This is a genomic window from Serratia sp. (in: enterobacteria) (assembly GCF_051654945.1).
Lineage (GTDB): Bacteria > Pseudomonadota > Gammaproteobacteria > Enterobacterales > Enterobacteriaceae > Chania.
Window position 1 is genome coordinate 568,810 of the sequence record NZ_JBOFZA010000072.1, and the last position, 17,389, is coordinate 586,198.

Annotated in this window: 17 protein-coding genes; 12 read left to right on the forward strand and 5 right to left on the reverse strand. The window is 55.8% G+C overall.

Annotated features, from left to right (window positions below; translation table 11 throughout):
• Positions 1-45 precede the first annotated feature (45 nt).
• The 5 genes from ACRDCA_RS13195 to hypA form a co-directional block, all read right to left on the reverse strand.
• Positions 46-546 carry a winged helix-turn-helix domain-containing protein gene (locus ACRDCA_RS13195; protein ID WP_438689918.1) on the reverse strand — a complete coding sequence of 167 codons (501 nt, stop codon included), beginning with the start codon at positions 544-546 and terminating at the stop codon, positions 46-48.
• Positions 547-626: 80 nt separating this feature from the next.
• Positions 627-1,178 carry a LuxR C-terminal-related transcriptional regulator gene (locus ACRDCA_RS13200; protein ID WP_438689919.1) on the reverse strand — a complete coding sequence of 184 codons (552 nt, stop codon included), beginning with the start codon at positions 1,176-1,178 and terminating at the stop codon, positions 627-629.
• Between the two features lie 963 nt (positions 1,179-2,141).
• Positions 2,142-4,208, reverse strand: coding sequence for a formate hydrogenlyase transcriptional activator FlhA (flhA, locus tag ACRDCA_RS13205; RefSeq protein WP_438689920.1), 2,067 nt, complete (start codon positions 4,206-4,208; stop codon positions 2,142-2,144).
• 139 nt (positions 4,209-4,347) lie between these two features.
• A complete protein-coding gene (locus ACRDCA_RS13210) occupies positions 4,348-4,644 on the reverse strand; it encodes a HypC/HybG/HupF family hydrogenase formation chaperone (protein ID WP_438689921.1) in 297 nt (98 codons plus the stop codon).
• 15 nt (positions 4,645-4,659) lie between these two features.
• The gene (hypA, locus tag ACRDCA_RS13215; RefSeq protein WP_438689922.1) at positions 4,660-5,004 is read right to left on the reverse strand and encodes a hydrogenase maturation nickel metallochaperone HypA; all 345 of its coding nucleotides are present in this window, start codon (positions 5,002-5,004) and stop codon (positions 4,660-4,662) included.
• A gap of 465 nt (positions 5,005-5,469) precedes the next feature.
• Here hypA and hydN point away from each other — a divergent pair, with 465 nt between their 5' ends.
• From hydN to hycI, 12 genes are read left to right on the forward strand one after another with little or no spacing between them, the layout of a single operon-like run.
• Positions 5,470-6,012 (forward strand): electron transport protein HydN, encoded by a 543-nt coding sequence (hydN, locus tag ACRDCA_RS13220; protein ID WP_438689923.1) that lies wholly within the window; start codon positions 5,470-5,472, stop codon positions 6,010-6,012.
• A gap of 31 nt (positions 6,013-6,043) precedes the next feature.
• Entirely contained in the window at positions 6,044-6,664 is a 621-nt protein-coding gene (locus ACRDCA_RS13225) for a 4Fe-4S dicluster domain-containing protein (RefSeq protein WP_438689924.1), read from the forward strand.
• Between the two features lie 2 nt (positions 6,665-6,666).
• Positions 6,667-8,682, forward strand: a complete 2,016-nt coding sequence (gene hyfB / locus ACRDCA_RS13230; protein WP_438689925.1) for a hydrogenase 4 subunit B — start codon at positions 6,667-6,669, stop codon at positions 8,680-8,682.
• Between the two features lie 11 nt (positions 8,683-8,693).
• Positions 8,694-9,644 (forward strand): respiratory chain complex I subunit 1 family protein, encoded by a 951-nt coding sequence (locus ACRDCA_RS13235; protein ID WP_438689926.1) that lies wholly within the window; start codon positions 8,694-8,696, stop codon positions 9,642-9,644.
• 18 nt (positions 9,645-9,662) lie between these two features.
• Entirely contained in the window at positions 9,663-11,120 is a 1,458-nt protein-coding gene (locus ACRDCA_RS13240) for a hydrogenase 4 subunit D (protein WP_438689927.1), read from the forward strand.
• Positions 11,121-11,131: 11 nt separating this feature from the next.
• On the forward strand, positions 11,132-11,782 hold the full coding sequence (hyfE, locus tag ACRDCA_RS13245) for a hydrogenase 4 membrane subunit (RefSeq protein ID WP_179247933.1): 651 nt from the start codon (positions 11,132-11,134) through the stop codon (positions 11,780-11,782).
• 4 nt (positions 11,783-11,786) lie between these two features.
• Positions 11,787-13,373, forward strand: coding sequence for a hydrogenase 4 subunit F (locus tag ACRDCA_RS13250; protein WP_438689928.1), 1,587 nt, complete (start codon positions 11,787-11,789; stop codon positions 13,371-13,373).
• Positions 13,374-13,390: 17 nt separating this feature from the next.
• Positions 13,391-15,106 (forward strand): hydrogenase large subunit, encoded by a 1,716-nt coding sequence (locus ACRDCA_RS13255; protein ID WP_438690154.1) that lies wholly within the window; start codon positions 13,391-13,393, stop codon positions 15,104-15,106.
• Between the two features lie 10 nt (positions 15,107-15,116).
• Positions 15,117-15,662 (forward strand): hydrogenase 4 subunit H, encoded by a 546-nt coding sequence (hyfH, locus tag ACRDCA_RS13260; protein WP_438689929.1) that lies wholly within the window; start codon positions 15,117-15,119, stop codon positions 15,660-15,662.
• Between the two features lies 1 nt (position 15,663).
• Entirely contained in the window at positions 15,664-16,449 is a 786-nt protein-coding gene (locus tag ACRDCA_RS13265; protein WP_438689930.1) for an NADH-quinone oxidoreductase subunit B family protein, read from the forward strand.
• Entirely contained in the window at positions 16,439-16,855 is a 417-nt protein-coding gene (locus tag ACRDCA_RS13270) for a formate hydrogenlyase maturation HycH family protein (protein ID WP_438689931.1), read from the forward strand. The genes ACRDCA_RS13265 and ACRDCA_RS13270 overlap by 11 nt, the downstream gene beginning before the upstream one ends.
• Positions 16,852-17,304, forward strand: a complete 453-nt coding sequence (gene hycI / locus ACRDCA_RS13275; RefSeq protein WP_438689932.1) for a hydrogenase maturation peptidase HycI — start codon at positions 16,852-16,854, stop codon at positions 17,302-17,304. Before ACRDCA_RS13270 ends, hycI begins: the two co-directional genes overlap by 4 nt.
• Positions 17,305-17,389 lie beyond the last annotated feature (85 nt).

Genomic DNA, 17,389 nt, shown 5'->3' on the forward strand with positions numbered 1-17,389 from the left:
AGTTTAGCAAACCAGAACTGCCCATCCAGTCTAACCAGACTGGATTTAACACCGGCCAAATATCGCGTGGTAATCCTTGGTAACCACCAGACCAAGCAGCACCAGCAAAATGAGGACAGTGATTGACAGCAACCAGAGGGTTACCGGATAGTCCCTCGCGCTAGCTTTTTTTACCACTCTGGTTTCTTCCGCTGGCGGTTCAACAGCCACATCTCCAACCACGTTCACCGAATATTTCTTGTTCACCACAAAGCCTTTTTTCGGCAAGGTAATAATCAGGTCATCAACCTCTGCAATACTGGCGATGTTCTTGCGTAGCAGGCTGATATGATTATTGAGATTATTATTAGAAGGTTTCAGACCGTGATTGGACCACACCACATCCAGCAGATAGTCACGCTCAACCCCCGCCACATTCTCTAGCATCTCAACGAATAATCGGGCGGTGATCGCCCCGATCTCAAGTGATTCATCTGGTGACTCTTGCAAAAATAGCGTTCTTTCGTCGCTATCGAATACCAGTCCGGTATCAATGATATACTTCATATTATGTTAACTTTGTAATTTAACTGCAGATAAATGATCGCCTGAGATAGGCTTCATCTCAGATTTTCTGCTTCACACATTTACGGACAATGCGTATCGATAAGCCAGCGTCTGAACTCACCTTTGTGCTTGAAATTAAGCTTATTCATCGCTTTTATTTTGTGCGTGCTGACCGTTTTCTGATGAATACCAAGCAGCTCACCAATTTTGACATTGCTGTAACCAATCGAGTAATAATGCAGGACGTCTTTCTCCCGCAGGGTCAACGAGTGAGGCTGCTTAACCTGCGCCAGCCTGTGCGGCTCGAGATAGACCTCATGGATTTGCTGCAGGAACGCACTGATAGATTGATTGCGTTGCAACATTCTCATTGTTCCCCCTGAACGATTTAAAAGCAGCGTATCCTCAGGTTGTATAATAAATACCGTGTCGGCACCGACCATGTCCCTGGCGTAGAGATACCGTGACAGATTGTCGATGCCAATAAAGGCCAGATAGTAATGAACATTGCCGTTAAGCGATTCTTCAATGTCAACAAGGATGCCTTTCTCATTAAAATAGTGATGTAAGAGATACGTCAGGCCTTGTATAAAGAACTTGTCATCGTTAGAGATAAATATTTTTATATTCATGATATTCTACCCAGCGCATTATGCGACGACGCCACAGCAATCCAGCCGCAACGAAATTTCGTCAGTCAAATGGAATAAAAACAGTGCCAGTTAAACGTCGCCAACATTTCAACTGAGGCGCAAGCAGGGTTCTTGGAAGATCGCTATTGCTCCTGCACAGCTACCGTGCATTCTGGTTGCTGAGTGCCTTACTGCTGTCCGCCGCGAGGTTAAATTAGCTTATACTTAATAGCGCCAAATCGTTCGTATTACGTTCGATAAGAGAGCATTATCCAAATTTATCAACCGGGTAATATAAGGTAAACCTTAAAGCACGCACGGCGATGGTGAGATGGGCAACAAGAAGAAGGGGCAAGATGAGTCTTGATTATCTGACACGCCATTCCTTTACATACGATTACGGCCAGTAAACTCTGGTGATTACACCAAGACACCCATTATGCAGGTGAGGCCAACTTGAGTTCCATCTTCCAAGAAGATTCTGATAATCGATTCTTCCCTGCTAATATTAATTAATGTCGCCCAGCTGTCAATGACCGTAGAAAACTCACACAACAAAATCACAACCAATTGATTTAAATTAATTTTTCATTAATAACCGACTATTCCACGCAGTGATAAATGTCTTTTTTGGTGATTTATCACAAAACCGCAGAAAAAGTAGATACAAACACCAATGATGAAAATTTAAGTAGATTTAAAAACTGTCATGACAAATTTAATTAGCTAATAGCTTCAAAAAAACCGCCCAACACCTGGCATTTACTTGAAAATGATAAAAAAATAGCTTTAATAATGACATTTACCCCCCACAGAGAGAACTTATTATAAAAAAATAGCCTTAATACTTATTTAAAGTAAGGGCTTAGATGGGAAGTAAATGCCGGCTAGCAAAAAATCACCAACCGACGGCTACTGGAGTCGTTCGCTAAATAATCTTGCCGAATAACACAACGACGCCGATTAATTCACCGAAATCCCCCACTTCTTCATCCGCGAAAGCAGCGTGGTGCGTTTCAGCCCAAGCCGCTGTGCGGCTCCGCGTGGCCCGGCGACCACGCCGTTGGTTTCTCTCAGCACGCGGATCACCCGCTGGCGTTCATCCTCCTCCGGTGACACCGTTTCCGTGGCTGGAGCAGAGAGCACCACTGCGGGTTGCGAGAACGGCAATTCGGGTAACGGTAGCTCAAGCACCGAACCGCGCGTCAGCAATACCGCCCGCTCGATCACGTTTTCCAGCTCACGCACGTTACCCGGCCAGGGCATCTGGCTGAGTAAACGTAGCGTTTGTGCCGGAATGCTGTCGATAGTTCGCTTCATTCGCCGGGCGATTTTATGGGTCAGGAATTTGACCAGTTGAGGGATATCCTCTGGCCGTTCGCGCAGCGGTGGAATAACGATCGGAAAGACGTTCAGGCGATAGAACAGATCGCTACGGAATTCGCGATCGGCTACCATCTGCTGCAAATCCCGGTTGGTAGCGGCAATCAGGCGAATATCGACGGAGATCGGTTTGTTGCCACCGACCCGCTCAAACTCCCGCTCCTGTAATACCCGCAGCAGCTTGGGTTGCAGCTCAATGGGGATCTCCCCCACTTCATCCAGGAACAGCGTGCCCTTCTCCGCCAGCTCAAAACGCCCCATCCGTTGGGTAGAGGCGCCGGTAAACGAGCCTTTTTCATGACCAAAAAGATCGCTTTCCAGCAGGCCCGCGGGCATCACCGCACAGTTCATTTTCACCATGCGCTGCTCACGCCGTTCGCTCAGATTATGGATAGCTCGCGCAATCAGTTCCTTGCCAGTGCCCGTTTCCCCGAGGATCAGCACCGAACAGTCGCTTTGGGCCACAATTTCAACCTGTTTAAGCACCGCAGACATCCCCGCACTGCGCCCGACGATCTCGCTCAAATCGGGATGATTGACGTTGATCTGCTCGGTCAGATACAGGTTCTCATGCACCAGACTCTCTTTTAGCCGGTTGATCTCCTGGCAGGCCAACGCGTTGTCCACCGCGATAGCTATGCGCTCGGCGATTTGTTGCAGCACCCGCAGGTTGGCCGCGTTGAAGCCATCTGCCTGACACTGCGCCAGCTTCAGTACCCCGAGCTTCTTTTGGCCGAAGATCAGCGGCAGTACGCACAATGCCTCGATCCTGCCCTGTGAAATATCAAACAGCCGCCGCTCATAGCCAGAAAGCTGCTCTGCATTTTTCAGGTTCAACAGCAGCATTTCACCGCTTTGCATCACCCGCTCCGTTAAGGTACCCGCCAGTGCGACGTTGTACTGCTGGCGTTCGGCGACGTTGTTGTGCAAATAGTGGGTTGAGTAAATGGTGAGCTGTTCGGCGTGATTACTGCGTAACACGATGCTGATGGCGTCACTGTTGAAAAAGTGGTGAATCTTCTCTGAGATCTCCCCCATCACATCGTCAAGATCCAGTTTTGACAGCACCGCATTGGTCACATCCACCAAAATGCGACAGTCGTTCAGCTCATGGCGCAACTGCTGCTGCTGCCGTTGTGCATGTTCCAGCAGCGCGATTTGCTGCGTTGCCAGCGCCACCAACTCCATCAGCGTCTGCAACTGTACCAGGCTGGCATCACTGAAAGGCTGATGGCCACTACGCAGTAATTCACAACCACCGAGCGGCCGGCCGCTGGCATGAAGCGGCATCAGACAGTATTGCTTGAAGGCAGGATGCAGCTTCAGAGTGCTGATTGATGGATAACGCTCGTACAACTCGTCAGCCTGCCAACGCAGGGGCAACGAACTGTGACGCAGGCGACTCACCGGCCCATTCGCCAGCAGCGTTTCATCCTGATAGCTCACCGGCTGCTGAGCTTGATCCAGCCCGTGAAAACTCACCCGATCACTATGGGGATCGAATAGCACCAAGGCTACGCTGTCGGCCAGCTGTAACCTTTGCAACACCTGACGCAGTTGCAGTAACAGATCGGTGAAATTGTGCTGCCCGAGCAGCATGCGGGTAATTTCGAGCAGGTCTTGCTGTTCCAAGCGTACATTCGACATGGTTTATCACTTGTCTGAGTCACGAATATTATTGCCAGCGAACATCCTTACGAAGAGTAAGGTTTGTTAATGATAATTTCCCCCGACCGGATCAACAAAACACCGCAACAGGAATGCCATTTACCTGGGATAGCACAATTTATCGCTGTCCTTGTGCGTTACCTTCCCCCGCCAGGAACAAGGCGACGTCCTGCTCCACTTCCCCCATCGCTTGCAAAGCGGACAAGGTTTCCTGCGCTTCTTGCTCATCCAGGCGGCTCATGGCAAATCCGACATGGATCAACACCCAGCTACCGATCAGCACCTCTGGCGCTCCCTCGTCCTGGCACACCAGCGCAATGTTCACCTCTCGTTGTACACCGCAGACGTCGACCCAGGCGTGCTGGGGCTGATTGTCAACTAGCGCCACGACCTTACCGGGAATGCCTATGCACATGCTTGTTCCTCTTGGTTATTCAATTTCCAGGCGCTTGAGCTGCAAGCCGTCATCCGCCAGTACTCGCAGGTTGCGCCCGCCGCATTGCGGGCAGACTAACACCTTCGCAACCAGTAGCTGCACATCCATCCGGCAGCCGTGACACCAACACTGCGCCTGCTGTTCGAGCAGATGCAGCTCGCAGCCTTCGGCCAAGGTTCCGCGACAAACCATGTCGAAGCAGAACCGCAGCGACTCCGCCTCGACGCAGGAAAATGCGCCGATCTCAAACCATACGGCGGTAATGCGCCGGGCATGATTTTGCCGGGCGTGCTGCTGCATGATTTCCATCGCATGGTGGCACAAGGTTATTTCATGCATCTGAGCTCCGTAGTTCAGCGAATAGTGGCCGAATATCTTGGTAGTGCAATTACGATGCCAAGGTGATGTCTTCCCTCACCCTAACCCTCTCCCCAAGGAGAGGGGACAGTCCGTGCATCTACTTTAATCACCGCGCCACATCAGCAAGAGAGAAACTTGACCTGACAGCAACGCCGATCGGCTCCCTCTCCCTGTGGGAAGGGTTGGGGTGAGGGCGTCACTTTTGCTGCCGATTTCGACAAAAATGACGAAGTGTCGACGCTTAGCCGGACGGAAAGTGACAAACGCCCCCCTCAACGTCGTCGTTTATGCCCACCTGCCGTCGATACGCAATCGAATAAATCATAACTCAATGATTTATTTAAATTTATTATATCTGGCATGTTTTATGTATAGCTAACGACAGCACCGACTCAAAGGCTCGTCGCCTGGAGTTTAACGATGACAGGTAATCAGGAGTGATTGATGAACAGGTTTATCATGGCCGATCCGCAAAAATGCATCGGCTGCCGTACTTGTGAGATCGCCTGCGTAGTGGCCCATAGCCAAAACCAGGATTTCTCGGCGCTGGATGCCGCCAACTTCACACCTCGCCTGCATCTGCTCAAAGACGGCAATATCAGCACCGTGGTGCTGTGCCGTCAATGCGACGATGCCCCCTGCGCCAGCGTCTGCCCCAACGGAGCCATCAGCCAGACCGACGGGATGGTCAAGGTCACGCAGGAACGCTGTATCGGCTGTAAAGCCTGCGTTATGGCTTGCCCCTACGGCGTGATGGAGGTGATTACCCGTCCGGTAGCCCACCAGGCAAATGCCTTGATGTTTCCCGCCGCAGGTAAAACGCAAGCGCATAAGTGCGATCTCTGTAGCGAGCGTGCCAGCGGCCCGGCGTGCATGGAGTTTTGCCCTACCGATGCGCTGCTGTGTGTCGACCACCAGTTGCTGCAAAAAATGAACGCGGAAAAACGCCGCCGCGCCGCACTCATCCCACTCTCGTTGGCGATCTGACTGTGAATCGCTTTCTGTTGGAGAACAGGCCATGAACCGCTTTGTTATTGCGGAGCCTCAGCACTGTATCGGCTGCAATACCTGCATGGCCGCCTGCACCGAGGTGCATAAGGCCACCGGGCTCCAGTCGCATCCACGGCTGACGGTGACGCGCGTCGGAGAACAAACGGCCCCGATGCTTTGTCGCCAGTGCGAAGACGCCCCTTGCGCGCGCGTTTGCCCGGTCAGGGCCATCACCCACGGCGAGCATGCCATTGAGCTGAACGAAAGCCTGTGTATTGGCTGCAAGCTGTGTGGTCTGGCCTGCCCGTTCGGCGCGATCACCCCTGCGGGCGGTGGGCCGGTCAATATTCCGCCGATGTTTGAGCAGTACGTTCCGGCTGAGATGCTGCCCGACGTGCCGACCAGCCCTGCAAGCCAATCACCCTATCTGTCGTGGAATGCCGGGATCAAAACGGTGGCGGTGAAGTGCGATCTCTGTGCGTTCCTCGCTGACGGGCCGGAATGCGTGCGCATCTGCCCAACCAACGCCTTGCATCTCATCGATGAACAGCAGCTTGAGCAGGAAGCGCAGGCACGACGTCTGGCGCGCGCCAGCCAGGTTGCGATCGGCTGGCCATCCTCTCCTTCTCTCGTCAGGGGGCAGAAATAAACATGGACTCTCTCACTCTACTGCTTTGGGCTTTGGTGATATATGTCACCGGCGGCGTGCTGTCGCTGCTGCTGTTTCGCCGGGAGCGCGTTGCCATTTTGCTAGCAGGTATTAGCGCGATGATCGGCGGCTTGCTGGGGCTGTGCAGTGCCGTTCCCGTGTTGCTCAGCGGACAAACCCTCACCTTCTCTACCCCCGGCCTGTTCTCGTTTGCCGCCTTGGTGGTACGCATGGATTCGCTGGCCGCCTTTATGCTGGTGGTGATCTCGCTGTTGGTCACCGTTTGCGCATTGTATTCCCTCTCTTATGTGCAGGAGTATCGCGGTAAAGGCGCGGCGAGCATGGGCTTCTTCATGAACCTGTTTATCGCCTCGATGGTCGGGCTGGTGGTGATGGATAACGCCTTCTACTTCATTATTCTGTTCGAAATGATGTCGCTGGCCTCCTGGTTCCTGGTGATCGCCGATCAGGATGATGAGTCCATCAGCGCCGGTTTGCTGTACTTCTTTATCGCCCATGCCGGCTCGGTGCTGATCATGATCGCTTTCTTCCTGATGTGGCGGGAAAGCGGCAGCCTGGACTTTGACTCCTTCCGCACGCTGTCGCTCTCGCCGTGGATGGCATCGGTGGTTTTCCTGCTGGCCTTCTTTGGCTTTGGTGCCAAGGCGGGGATGCTGCCGTTGCACAGTTGGTTACCGCGCGCTCACCCGGCGGCCCCTTCTCATGCTTCGGCGCTGATGTCCGGCGTGATGGTAAAAATCGGCATTTTCGGCATCATCAAGGTGGGTATCGACCTGCTGGGCGCTAGCGAAATGTGGTGGGGCATTGTGGTGCTGGCCTTCGGCGCGGTGTCGGCGGTGTTAGGGGTGCTGTATGCCTTGGCCGAACACGACATCAAACGCCTGCTGGCGTGGCACACGGTCGAGAACATCGGCATCATTTTAATGGGCGTGGGCGTGGCTATGGTCGGCATGTCCAGCGGTCACCCGGTGATGGCGGCATTGGGCCTGCTCGGTGCGCTGTACCACCTGCTCAACCATGCGGTATTTAAAGGTCTGCTGTTCCTGGGTGCCGGTGCCGTGATTTGGCGTGTCCATACCCGCGATATGGAACAGATGGGTGGCCTGGCGAAACTGATGCCGCTGACCGGAGTGGCATTCCTGATCGGCTGTATGTCGATCTCCGCCCTGCCGCCGCTGAACGGTTTTATCAGCGAATGGTATACCTACCAATCACTGTTCTCCATGAGCCATGACGGCAACTTTATTATGCGTCTCAGCGGCCCGATTGCCATGGTGATGCTGGCCATCACCGGGGCGCTGGCGGCGATGTGTTTCGTCAAGGTTTACGGCGTCAGCTTCTGCGGCGGCGCGCGCAGCGAAAAAGCAGCACAGGCCCGCGAAGTACCGTGGCCAATGACGGCCGCCATGCTGCTGTTGGCACTGCTTTGTGTACTGCTCGGCGTGGGAGCCAGCTTGGTTGCCCCAGTATTGGCACAGGTTGCCATGACGCTGGTCGGTACTCATGACGTCACGGTCGTACAAGGCTCAATATTGGTGCCGCAACTGGCCAGCCAGGCGATGTTGTCACCGGCGCTGACCTTTATCCTGCTCTTCGCCCTGCCACTGATCCCGCTGGCGGTATATCTGCTGCTGAAAAGCAATCAATCCAGCTTCCGTCGCCGTGGCGATCCGTGGGCCTGTGGTTACAACTGGGAGCAGGCAATGGCGGTGTCTGCCGGGGGCTTTACCCAGCCGCTGCGCGCCATGTTTGCCACATTGTACCGCCTTCGCAAGCAGCTCGATCCTTCACCGATGCTGTCACGAGCGCTGGAGCAGACCACCGCAGGGGCCACCCGCGCCGAACCGTTCTGGGATGATTGGCTCATCAATCCGCTGGTCAAGGCATCTCAACGTCTGGGGGTACGGTTGCAAGGTATGCAGAGCGGCGACTTCCGCTTCTATTGCCTGTATGTGGTGATCGCTTTGGTGATCCTGCTGTTGCTTGTCGCGGTTTAAGGGGAAATAGCATGTCGATGCAGGAAACACCGTCGTTAATGATGGGACTCTTCGCGCTGATCCAGGCATTGCTGATGCTGGCGATCGCGCCGCTGTTCACCGGGATCTCCCGCCAGATCCGCGCCCGGATGCATTCGCGCCGTGGCCCAGGCATCTGGCAGGACTACCGCGATATGGGCAAGTTGTTCAAACGTCAGGAGGTTGCTCCGGCGCAGTCGGGCGCCATCTTCCGCGTAATGCCTTATGTGCTGTTGAGCAGCATGTTGCTGGTCGCGATGACTCTGCCCATCTTCACGCGAACCTCACCGTTTGCCGGTGCAGGGGATTTGATCACCCTGCTCTATCTGTTCGCGCTGTTCCGCTTCTTCTTCTCGTTGTCTGGTCTGGATACCGGTAGCCCATTTGCCGGTATCGGTGCCAGCCGCGAACTGACGCTGGGCGTGCTGGTAGAACCCACGCTAATCCTGGCCTTGCTGGTAGTGGCTTTGATTGCTGGCTCCACCAATATCGGCAGCATCAGCGCCACCCTGACCGAGGGCTGGAGTTCACCGACGGCCACGCTGTTGGCCATGTTGGCCTGCGGTTTCGCAGCGTTTATCGAGATGGGCAAAATTCCCTTCGACGTAGCGGAAGCCGAGCAAGAACTCCAGGAAGGGCCGTTGACCGAATACTCAGGCTCAGGCCTGGCGCTGGTCAAATGGGGGATCGGCCTCAAGCAGGTCGTGGTGGCCGAACTGTTTCTAGCGGTATTTATTCCTTTCGGCAAGGCGGTGGAACTGACGGTCCCTGCCTTGGCGCTGGCAGCGGTGTTCATGCTGGCCAAGCTGCTGGCCGTGTTTGTCATCGCCTCCATTTTTGAAAATACCTTGGCGCGTGGGCGGTTCTTGTTGACGCATCACGTTACCTGGCTCGGTTTTGGCGTAGCGGCGCTGGCCTTGGTCTTTTATCTCACCGGTCTGTAAGCCGCCAGGAAACCCATTATGGAAAATACGCTCTGTTTGCAATATACCGCCCTCGCCACGCTGCTGTTGCCGTTTATCGGCGCGCTGCTGACGGCCTGCGTGCCGCAACGGATGGCCAAGTGGATCTGTAGCCTGTTCGCGCTGCTGGCCACGCTGGGTACGGTGATCATTGGCTGGCAATTCCTGGCACATGGCAAGGTGGATACCACCATCACCTTGCTGCACTACGGCAACGTGGCGCTGTTCGGTTTCATTATCGACCGTATCAGCACGCTGATTGTGTTCGCAGTGGTGTTTCTTGGCCTGTTGGTCAGCCTGTATTCCACCGGTTATCTCACCACGGCCAACCGTGAACATCCCCACGAGGGCAGTAACCGCTATTATGCGTTCCTGCTGATCTTCATCGGTGCGATGGCAGGGTTGGTGATGTCCTCCACCATTCTGGGGCAGTTGCTGTTTTTCGAGATCACCGGCGGCTGTTCCTGGGGCCTGATTAGTTACTACCAGACACCCAAAGCACAGCGCTCGGCCATGAAGGCACTGCTGATCACTCATGTGGCCTCGATTGGTCTGTATCTGGCGGCAGCGACGCTGTTCCTCAATACCGGCACCTTCGCCCTGAGCGCCATTGCACAGCTCAACGGTACGGCCAGCCTGGTGGTGTTTGGCGGCATTCTGTTTGCCGCCTGGGGGAAATCGGCTCAGCTCCCGTTGCAGGCCTGGCTACCCGATGCCATGGAAGCCCCTACCCCGGTGAGTGCTTATTTGCACGCCGCCTCGATGGTGAAGGTGGGCGTCTATATCTATGCCCGCGCCATTCTTTCTGCGGATCAGGTGCCCCATATTATCGGCTGGGTCGGCATCGTGATGGCGACGATCACCCTGATTTACGGCTTCCTGATGTACCTGCCGCAAAAGGATATGAAGCGCTTGCTGGCGTGGTCCACCATTACCCAGCTCTCCTATATCTTCCTGGCGCTGTCCATTTCCATCTTCGGTTCCAAAACCGCTTTTCTCGGCGGTGTGGCCTACATCTTTAACCACGCGTTTGCCAAGAGCCTGTTCTTCCTGGTAGCCGGGGCGCTGAGTTACAGCTGCGGCACCCGCATGCTGCCGCGCTTGCAGGGCGTGATGAGCAAAATGCCGCTGCTGGGCGTCGGTTTCTGCGTGGCCGCGTTGGCAATCACCGGGGTGCCGCCGTTTAACGGCTTCTTCAGCAAGTTCCCGATTTTTGCCGCCGGTTTTGCCCTGTCGCGTGAGTTCTGGTTGATGACGCCGCTGATGGTGCTGGTGCTGATCGAGTCGGTGGCCAGCTTTGCCTGGTTTATCTATTGGTTTGGGCGCGTTATTCCCGGCAAACCTAGCGCCGAGGTGGCACAAGCTTCCCCGCTGCCGTGGGTGATGAGCGCGGTGTTAGTGATTCTGATCGCAATGTCGGTGGGTTCCAGCGTGATTGCCGTCGCCTGGCTTGGATAAAGGGGTTGAATATGACCGGTTCACTTATCGTCAATAACCTCGCGGGGCTGATGATGGTCACCTCGCTGCTGGTAATTGGCGCCAAACGGCCCGTGGCATCGTGCTGGCTCTATGCCTTGCAGTCGCTGCTATTGGTGCTGATCTTCTTTACGCTGGGGCAAACTCTGGGGGCTCACCAGCTCACGCTGTGGGCGATCAGCGCCTTTATCACCAAGGTGGTGCTGGTACCGGTGATTATGGCCTATGCCTTTCGCAAAATGGACGATCCTTCGGCCAACGGCAGCCTGATCGGCCCGGTGATGCTGATACTGGCTGCGGCAGTCATTGTGCTGCTGTGCTGGTTTGTGGTGGAGCCGGTGCAGGTGCCGCTGCTGGCCTCGCTAAAACCGGCGCTGGCGGTGTCACTGGGGCATTTCATGCTCGGCCTGCTGTGTATCGTCACCCAACGCAACATCCTCAAACAGGTATTTGGTTACTGCCTGATGGAAAACGGCTCACACCTGACGCTGGCGCTGCTGGCCAATCGTGCGCCGGAGCTGGTGGAAATTGGTATCGCCACCGATGCGATTTTTGCGGTGATCGTGATGGCCGTGCTGGCGCGCAAAATCTATCGCACGCTCAACACGCTGAATGTTGAACAACTGACGGCGCTGAAGGGGTGAGACGATGAGTAATACCACCATGCTGTTTCTATTACTGTTGACGCCGCTGGCCTTCTCGCTGCTGACCTTTGCCTGCCGGTTGCTGGGCAATGCGGCACGGGTCTGCGTCACGCTGCTGCACTTTATCGGCATTATGCTGCTGTTGGTGATTTCACTGTGGACGGTGATGCAGGTCTACCAGCAAGGGGGCGATATTCTGGTCGCTGAACGCTGGCTGCATCTGGACAGCCTGAGCGCGCTGTTTCTGGCGATCCTCGGCATCATCGGCTGCCTGACCGGGCTGTACTCCATTGGCTATATGCGCCATGAAGTCGATGAGGGCGAGATTTCGGTAGCGACGCTGTGCCATTACTACGGTTTCTTCCACCTGTTCCTGTTCACCATGCTGTTGGTGATCACCAGCAATAACCTGATCCTGATGTGGGCCGCCATCGAGGCCACGACGTTAAGCTCGGCGTTTCTGGTCGGATTGTATGGGCAGAGTTCCTCGCTGGAAGCGGCCTGGAAATACATCATTATCTGCACCGTCGGCGTGGCCTTCGGCCTGTTCGGCACCATTCTGGTTTACGCCAACGCGGCCAGCTTTATGCCCGATCCCAATGACGCCATCTTCTGGACGGAAGTGCTCAAGCACGCCACGCAACTGGATCCGATGCTGATGCATCTGGCCTTTGTGTTCATACTGATTGGTTTTGGCACTAAAACCGGGCTGTTCCCCATGCACGCCTGGCTGCCGGACGCCCACAGTGAAGCGCCAAGCCCCACCAGCGCCCTGCTCTCTGCCGTGCTGCTTAACTGCGCGCTGCTGATCATCATCCGTTACTACATCATTATCAGCACCACGCTGGGCAGTGAGTTTACCGGCAGGCTGTTGATGGTATTTGGCCTGCTCTCGGTGGCGGTCGCGGCCTTCTTTATTCTGGTACAGCGCGATATCAAACGGCTGCTGGCCTACTCCAGCGTGGAGAATATGGGGCTGATCGCCGTGGCGATCGGCATCGGCGGCCCGTTGGGCATCCTAGCGGCGCTGCTGCATACCCTGAACCACAGCCTGGCAAAAACCCTGCTGTTTTGCGGCTCCGGTAACGTGCTGCTGAAGTACGGCACCCGCGATATCACCGTGGTGAAAGGGATGCTCAAATCGATGCCGCTCACCGCCGTGATGCTGGCCGGGGGCGCGTTGGCGCTGGGCGGTATGCCGCCGTTCAATATTTTCCTCAGCGAGTTTATGACGGTAACTGCGGGACTGGCAGCAGGCCATATCACCTTAACCATCGTCCTGCTATTGCTGTTGACGGTGGTATTGGCCGGTTTGGTACGCATGGTGGCCCACATCTCATTCGGCCCCAAACCAGACGAAGTTAGCAAAGGTGAACTGGGGATCCTGACCACTCTCCCGATGCTGATCCTGTTGGTGCTGATGCTGGTGATGGGCACCCATATCCCACAACCGGTCAGCCGACTGCTGGAAAACGCGGTCACCATCGTGATGAACCACAAGCCTGGCACTCACGCTCAGCCCTTTAGCTGGCCGTGGGCCGTTCAGAATCATTCCTCTGCGGCCGAACCTCAGGCAGGAGAAGTAAAGTGAGCTACGAAACCCATGTGTTGACCCTCAACAACGACGAAAAGCTCGGCAAAGGCTACCTGGCCAAGGTGCGAGAGAAGTTCCCCAATGCGTTGTTAGAGGCCGAATGGCAAACCGCCAATCAGGTCACCATCACGGTAAAACTGAACTCGTTACCCGAGATCGTTGAATACCTTTATTACCAGTTGGGCGGCTGGTTACCGGTGCTGTTTGGCAACGATGAACGTACCTTGACCGGGGATTTCGCCGTTTACTACGTGCTGTCGATGGAGGAAGGGGAAAAGTGTTTTATCACCGTGAAGGCCCACGTTAGCGCCATCACGCTGGAGTTTCCGTCGGTCACCCCGCGCGTTCCTGCCGCCGTTTGGGGCGAACGTGAAATCCGCGATATGTACGGATTGATCCCGGTAGGGCTGCCGGACGAGCGCCGCCTGGTGCTGCCGGACGACTGGCCAGACGATCTTTACCCGCTGCGCAAAGACACCATGGATTACCGCCAGCGCCCGGAACCGACCACCAACGTGGAAACCTATCCGTTTGAAAATGCCGCCACTGGCGAATCACGCGTAGTCCCCATAGGGCCGATGCACATTACCTCTGACGAACCGGGGCATTTTCGTCTGTTCGTTGACGGCGAGCGCATTGTCGATGCCGACTACCGGTTGTTCTACGTGCATCGCGGTATGGAGAAGCTGGCCGAAACACGCATGGGCTATCAGGAAGTTACTTTCCTGTCCGATCGGGTTTGCGGGATCTGCGGCTTTACCCACAGCGTGGCCTACACCACCTCGGTGGAAAATGCGCTGGGGATCTATGTGCCACCCCGCGCCCATGCCATCCGCAGCATCCTGCTGGAGGTTGAACGGCTGCACAGCCACCTGCTGAACATCGGGCTATCCAGCCACTTTGTCGGCTTTGATACCGGCTTTATGCAGTTCTTCCGCGTACGTGAAAAATCGATGACCATGGCAGAACTGTTGACCGGGTCACGTAAAACCTATGGCTTGAATCTGATTGGCGGCGTGCGCCGGGACATTCTGAAGGATCAACGGGTTAAAACCATCAAGCTGATCCATGAAATGCGCGCCGACGTGACGCAACTGGTGGAGATGCTGCTCGGCACCCCGAATATCGAGCAACGTACCAAAGGCATTGGCTTGCTGGATCGGCAAATCGCCCGCGACTATAGCCCTGTGGGGCCGATGATCCGCGCCAGCGGCTTCAAACGCGATATGCGCTTTGACCATCCTTATGCCAACTACGGCTCCCTGCCCAAAACGCTGTTCACTTTTGACGGCTGTGACGTGTACTCGCGTGTGATGGTCCGCGTGCAGGAAGTGCTGGATTCGCTGGCAATGATCGAATACGGCCTGGATAACCTGCCGGGCGGCCCACTGCTTACCGAAGGCTTCCGCTACCAGCCGCACAAGTTTGCGCTGGGCTATGCCGAAGCCCCGCGCGGCGAAGACATTCACTGGAGCATGCTGGGGGATAACCAGAAGCTGTTCCGCTGGCGCTGCCGGGCGGCCACCTACGCCAACTGGCCGGTGCTGCGCTATATGCTGCGCGGCAATACGGTTTCCGATGCCCCACTGATTATCGGCAGCCTCGATCCTTGCTACTCCTGTACCGACCGCGTCACGCTGATCGACATCAACAAGCGAAAAGCCAAGACCGTGCCGTACAAAGAGATTGAGCGCTACGGGATCGAACGCACCAATTCACCGTGCAAGTGAGGGAGGCAGCATGCTGAAACTGTTTAAAACCATCCTGAAAGCCGGTGAGGTGACGGTCAAATACCCGTTCAAGCCGCTGGACGTTTGCCCGGGCTTTCGTGGCAAGCCAGAGTACGATCCCGAGCAGTGTATCGCCTGCGGAGCCTGCACCGTGGCCTGCCCGGCCAATGCGTTAACCATGGAAACCCATGAGGCCAGCGGCGAGCGCGTCTGGCAGCTGTTTATTGGCCGTTGCATCTTTTGCGCACGCTGCGAAGAAGTCTGCCCGACGCGGGCGATCCGGCTTTCTGAACAGTTTGAAATGGCGGTAATGCAAAAGGCCGATCTGTATATCCGCGCCACCTTTACCCTGCTCAACTGCCGCTGTTGCCAACAGCCCTTTACGCCAACCAAGTCGGTGGACTACGCCATGGCGCTGCTGGCCCACGCAGGTATGGGGGCTGACAGCATCGCCGCGATGCGGCCGCAGTTCGAAACCTGCCCCGCCTGCAAGCGTAAACAGACCCTGAGCCAGCATCGGCCAATGAAACTGAGCCAACCGGCGGGAGCGAAATAATATGACGATGCCTGATAGCAACATCAATCATCACCGCACGACGCCGATCGCCATTGATGAACAAACCGCCAAGCTCAAGAGCAAACTGCTGAAGGATATCAAACGCTCGGCCTACGTGTATCGCGTGGACTGCGGCGGCTGCAACGGCTGTGAGATCGAGATCTTCTCCGCCATCACGCCGGTCTTTGATGCCGAGCGTTTTGGTATCAAGGTGGTGCCCTCCCCACGCCATGCCGATATTTTGTTGTTTACCGGTGCGGTCACCCGTGCCATGCGCGTCCCCGCGCTCAGAGCCTACGAATCGGCTCCCGATCCGAAAATCTGTATCTCCTACGGTGCCTGTGGCTGTGGCGGCGGGATTTTCCACGATCTGTACTGCGTCTGGGGCGGCAGTGAATCTATCGTGCCGATTGACGTGTGGATACCCGGTTGCCCGCCGACGCCTGCCGCCACCATTTATGGTTTTGCCGTGGCGCTGGGCCTGCTGGAACAAAAGCTCAAGGGTGAGAACCATATTGAGCAGGCCGGTGAACACGCCGCCTTAACGTTACCCACCATTCCTTCGTCTACCCGCGTATTGATTGAACGAGAAGCGCGCCGCTTAGCGGGTTATCACCAAGGGCGAGCCATCAGCGATCGCTTTTTATCTCTGCTAGCCGGAGCCAGCGCGGATTCGGTCTTGCTGCGCATGGAAGAATGGCTGAAACAGGACAACGATCCGCGCCTGCGCGAGATTGTCGGTTGTCTGGCGGACTGCTTACAGCGGGAGCATACCCATGCAAAATGAAGCCAAGGCGGTCTTCTGGTCGCTACGCCAGAAGTTTCTTGATAGCGATGACGACATGCCCGCCCAGGCGCAGCAGGTGATGTATTACTCGCTGGCGATTGGCCATCACGTGGGGGTGATTGATTGCCTGAACACCGAGTTGAGCTGCCCATTAGCGCAATATCAAACCTGGATTGAGCAGTTCCCAGAGGGAGAGGCCCAGCGCAAAATGCGGGGTCTGCTGACCTTTGGCGAAATCACCATCGACTCCACCCACACCAGCCTGCTGGCTACTGCCCTGGCTCCGTTGATCGACAGCCAACCGGCTCCCTTTAGCGAGTGGAGTGCCAAGTTGCTCAGCCTGCTCGCCGAAATTGAACGGGAGCCTGCCATCTATCTGATCGTGAAAAAGGTGACCACCCCATGAATGTCGTCCTCACCGTAGGCAATAGCATGATGGGGGACGACGGTGCCGGGCCACTGTTGGCCGAGCTGATGACCGAGGCGCCGATCGAGGGTTGGAGCGTGGTCAACGGCGGCTCGGCCCCGGAAAACGTAACGCATCAGATCCGTGCGCTTGCGCCGCAGCGGCTGGTGATTGTCGATGCTACCGATATGGAACTGGCACCCGGCGAGATCCGCATCGTCAATCCTGACGATATTGCCGAGATGTTCTTTATGAGTACCCACAATATGCCGCTCAATTTCCTGATCGACCAGTTACGTGAGGATATTGATGAAGTGATTTTTCTCGGCGTTCAGCCGGACGTGGTGATGTTTTATTTCCCGATGACGGAGAAAGTGACGCAGGCCGTGCACGTCATTTATCAACGATTATCAAAATGGGACTCGGGGGAGGGTTTTGAGCCGCTTTAAGCCCCTTACCCTAGCCCTCTCCCAAAGGGAGAGGGGACCGATCGAGTTCGTGATTAGTCTCGGAAACCGTGCCCGACCACGGCAC

Bases quoted from the DNA above. Each gene is read 5' to 3' on its own strand.
- ACRDCA_RS13195 (WP_438689918.1), bottom strand. From the start codon at position 546: ATGAAGTATATCATTGATACCGGACTGGTATTCGATAGCGACGAAAGA.
- ACRDCA_RS13240 (WP_438689927.1), top strand. From the start codon at position 9,663: ATGGAAAATACGCTCTGTTTGCAATATACCGCCCTCGCCACGCTGCTG.
- ACRDCA_RS13225 (WP_438689924.1), top strand. From the start codon at position 6,044: ATGAACCGCTTTGTTATTGCGGAGCCTCAGCACTGTATCGGCTGCAAT.
- ACRDCA_RS13235 (WP_438689926.1), top strand. From the start codon at position 8,694: ATGTCGATGCAGGAAACACCGTCGTTAATGATGGGACTCTTCGCGCTG.
- hycI (WP_438689932.1), top strand. From the start codon at position 16,852: ATGAATGTCGTCCTCACCGTAGGCAATAGCATGATGGGGGACGACGGT.
- hydN (WP_438689923.1), top strand. From the start codon at position 5,470: ATGAACAGGTTTATCATGGCCGATCCGCAAAAATGCATCGGCTGCCGT.
- hyfB (WP_438689925.1), top strand. From the start codon at position 6,667: ATGGACTCTCTCACTCTACTGCTTTGGGCTTTGGTGATATATGTCACC.
- hypA (WP_438689922.1), bottom strand. From the start codon at position 5,004: ATGCATGAAATAACCTTGTGCCACCATGCGATGGAAATCATGCAGCAG.
- ACRDCA_RS13270 (WP_438689931.1), top strand. From the start codon at position 16,439: ATGCAAAATGAAGCCAAGGCGGTCTTCTGGTCGCTACGCCAGAAGTTT.
- hyfH (WP_438689929.1), top strand. From the start codon at position 15,117: ATGCTGAAACTGTTTAAAACCATCCTGAAAGCCGGTGAGGTGACGGTC.
- ACRDCA_RS13210 (WP_438689921.1), bottom strand. From the start codon at position 4,644: ATGTGCATAGGCATTCCCGGTAAGGTCGTGGCGCTAGTTGACAATCAG.
- flhA (WP_438689920.1), bottom strand. From the start codon at position 4,208: ATGTCGAATGTACGCTTGGAACAGCAAGACCTGCTCGAAATTACCCGC.
- ACRDCA_RS13200 (WP_438689919.1), bottom strand. From the start codon at position 1,178: ATGAATATAAAAATATTTATCTCTAACGATGACAAGTTCTTTATACAA.
- ACRDCA_RS13250 (WP_438689928.1), top strand. From the start codon at position 11,787: ATGAGTAATACCACCATGCTGTTTCTATTACTGTTGACGCCGCTGGCC.
- hyfE (WP_179247933.1), top strand. From the start codon at position 11,132: ATGACCGGTTCACTTATCGTCAATAACCTCGCGGGGCTGATGATGGTC.
- ACRDCA_RS13265 (WP_438689930.1), top strand. From the start codon at position 15,664: ATGACGATGCCTGATAGCAACATCAATCATCACCGCACGACGCCGATC.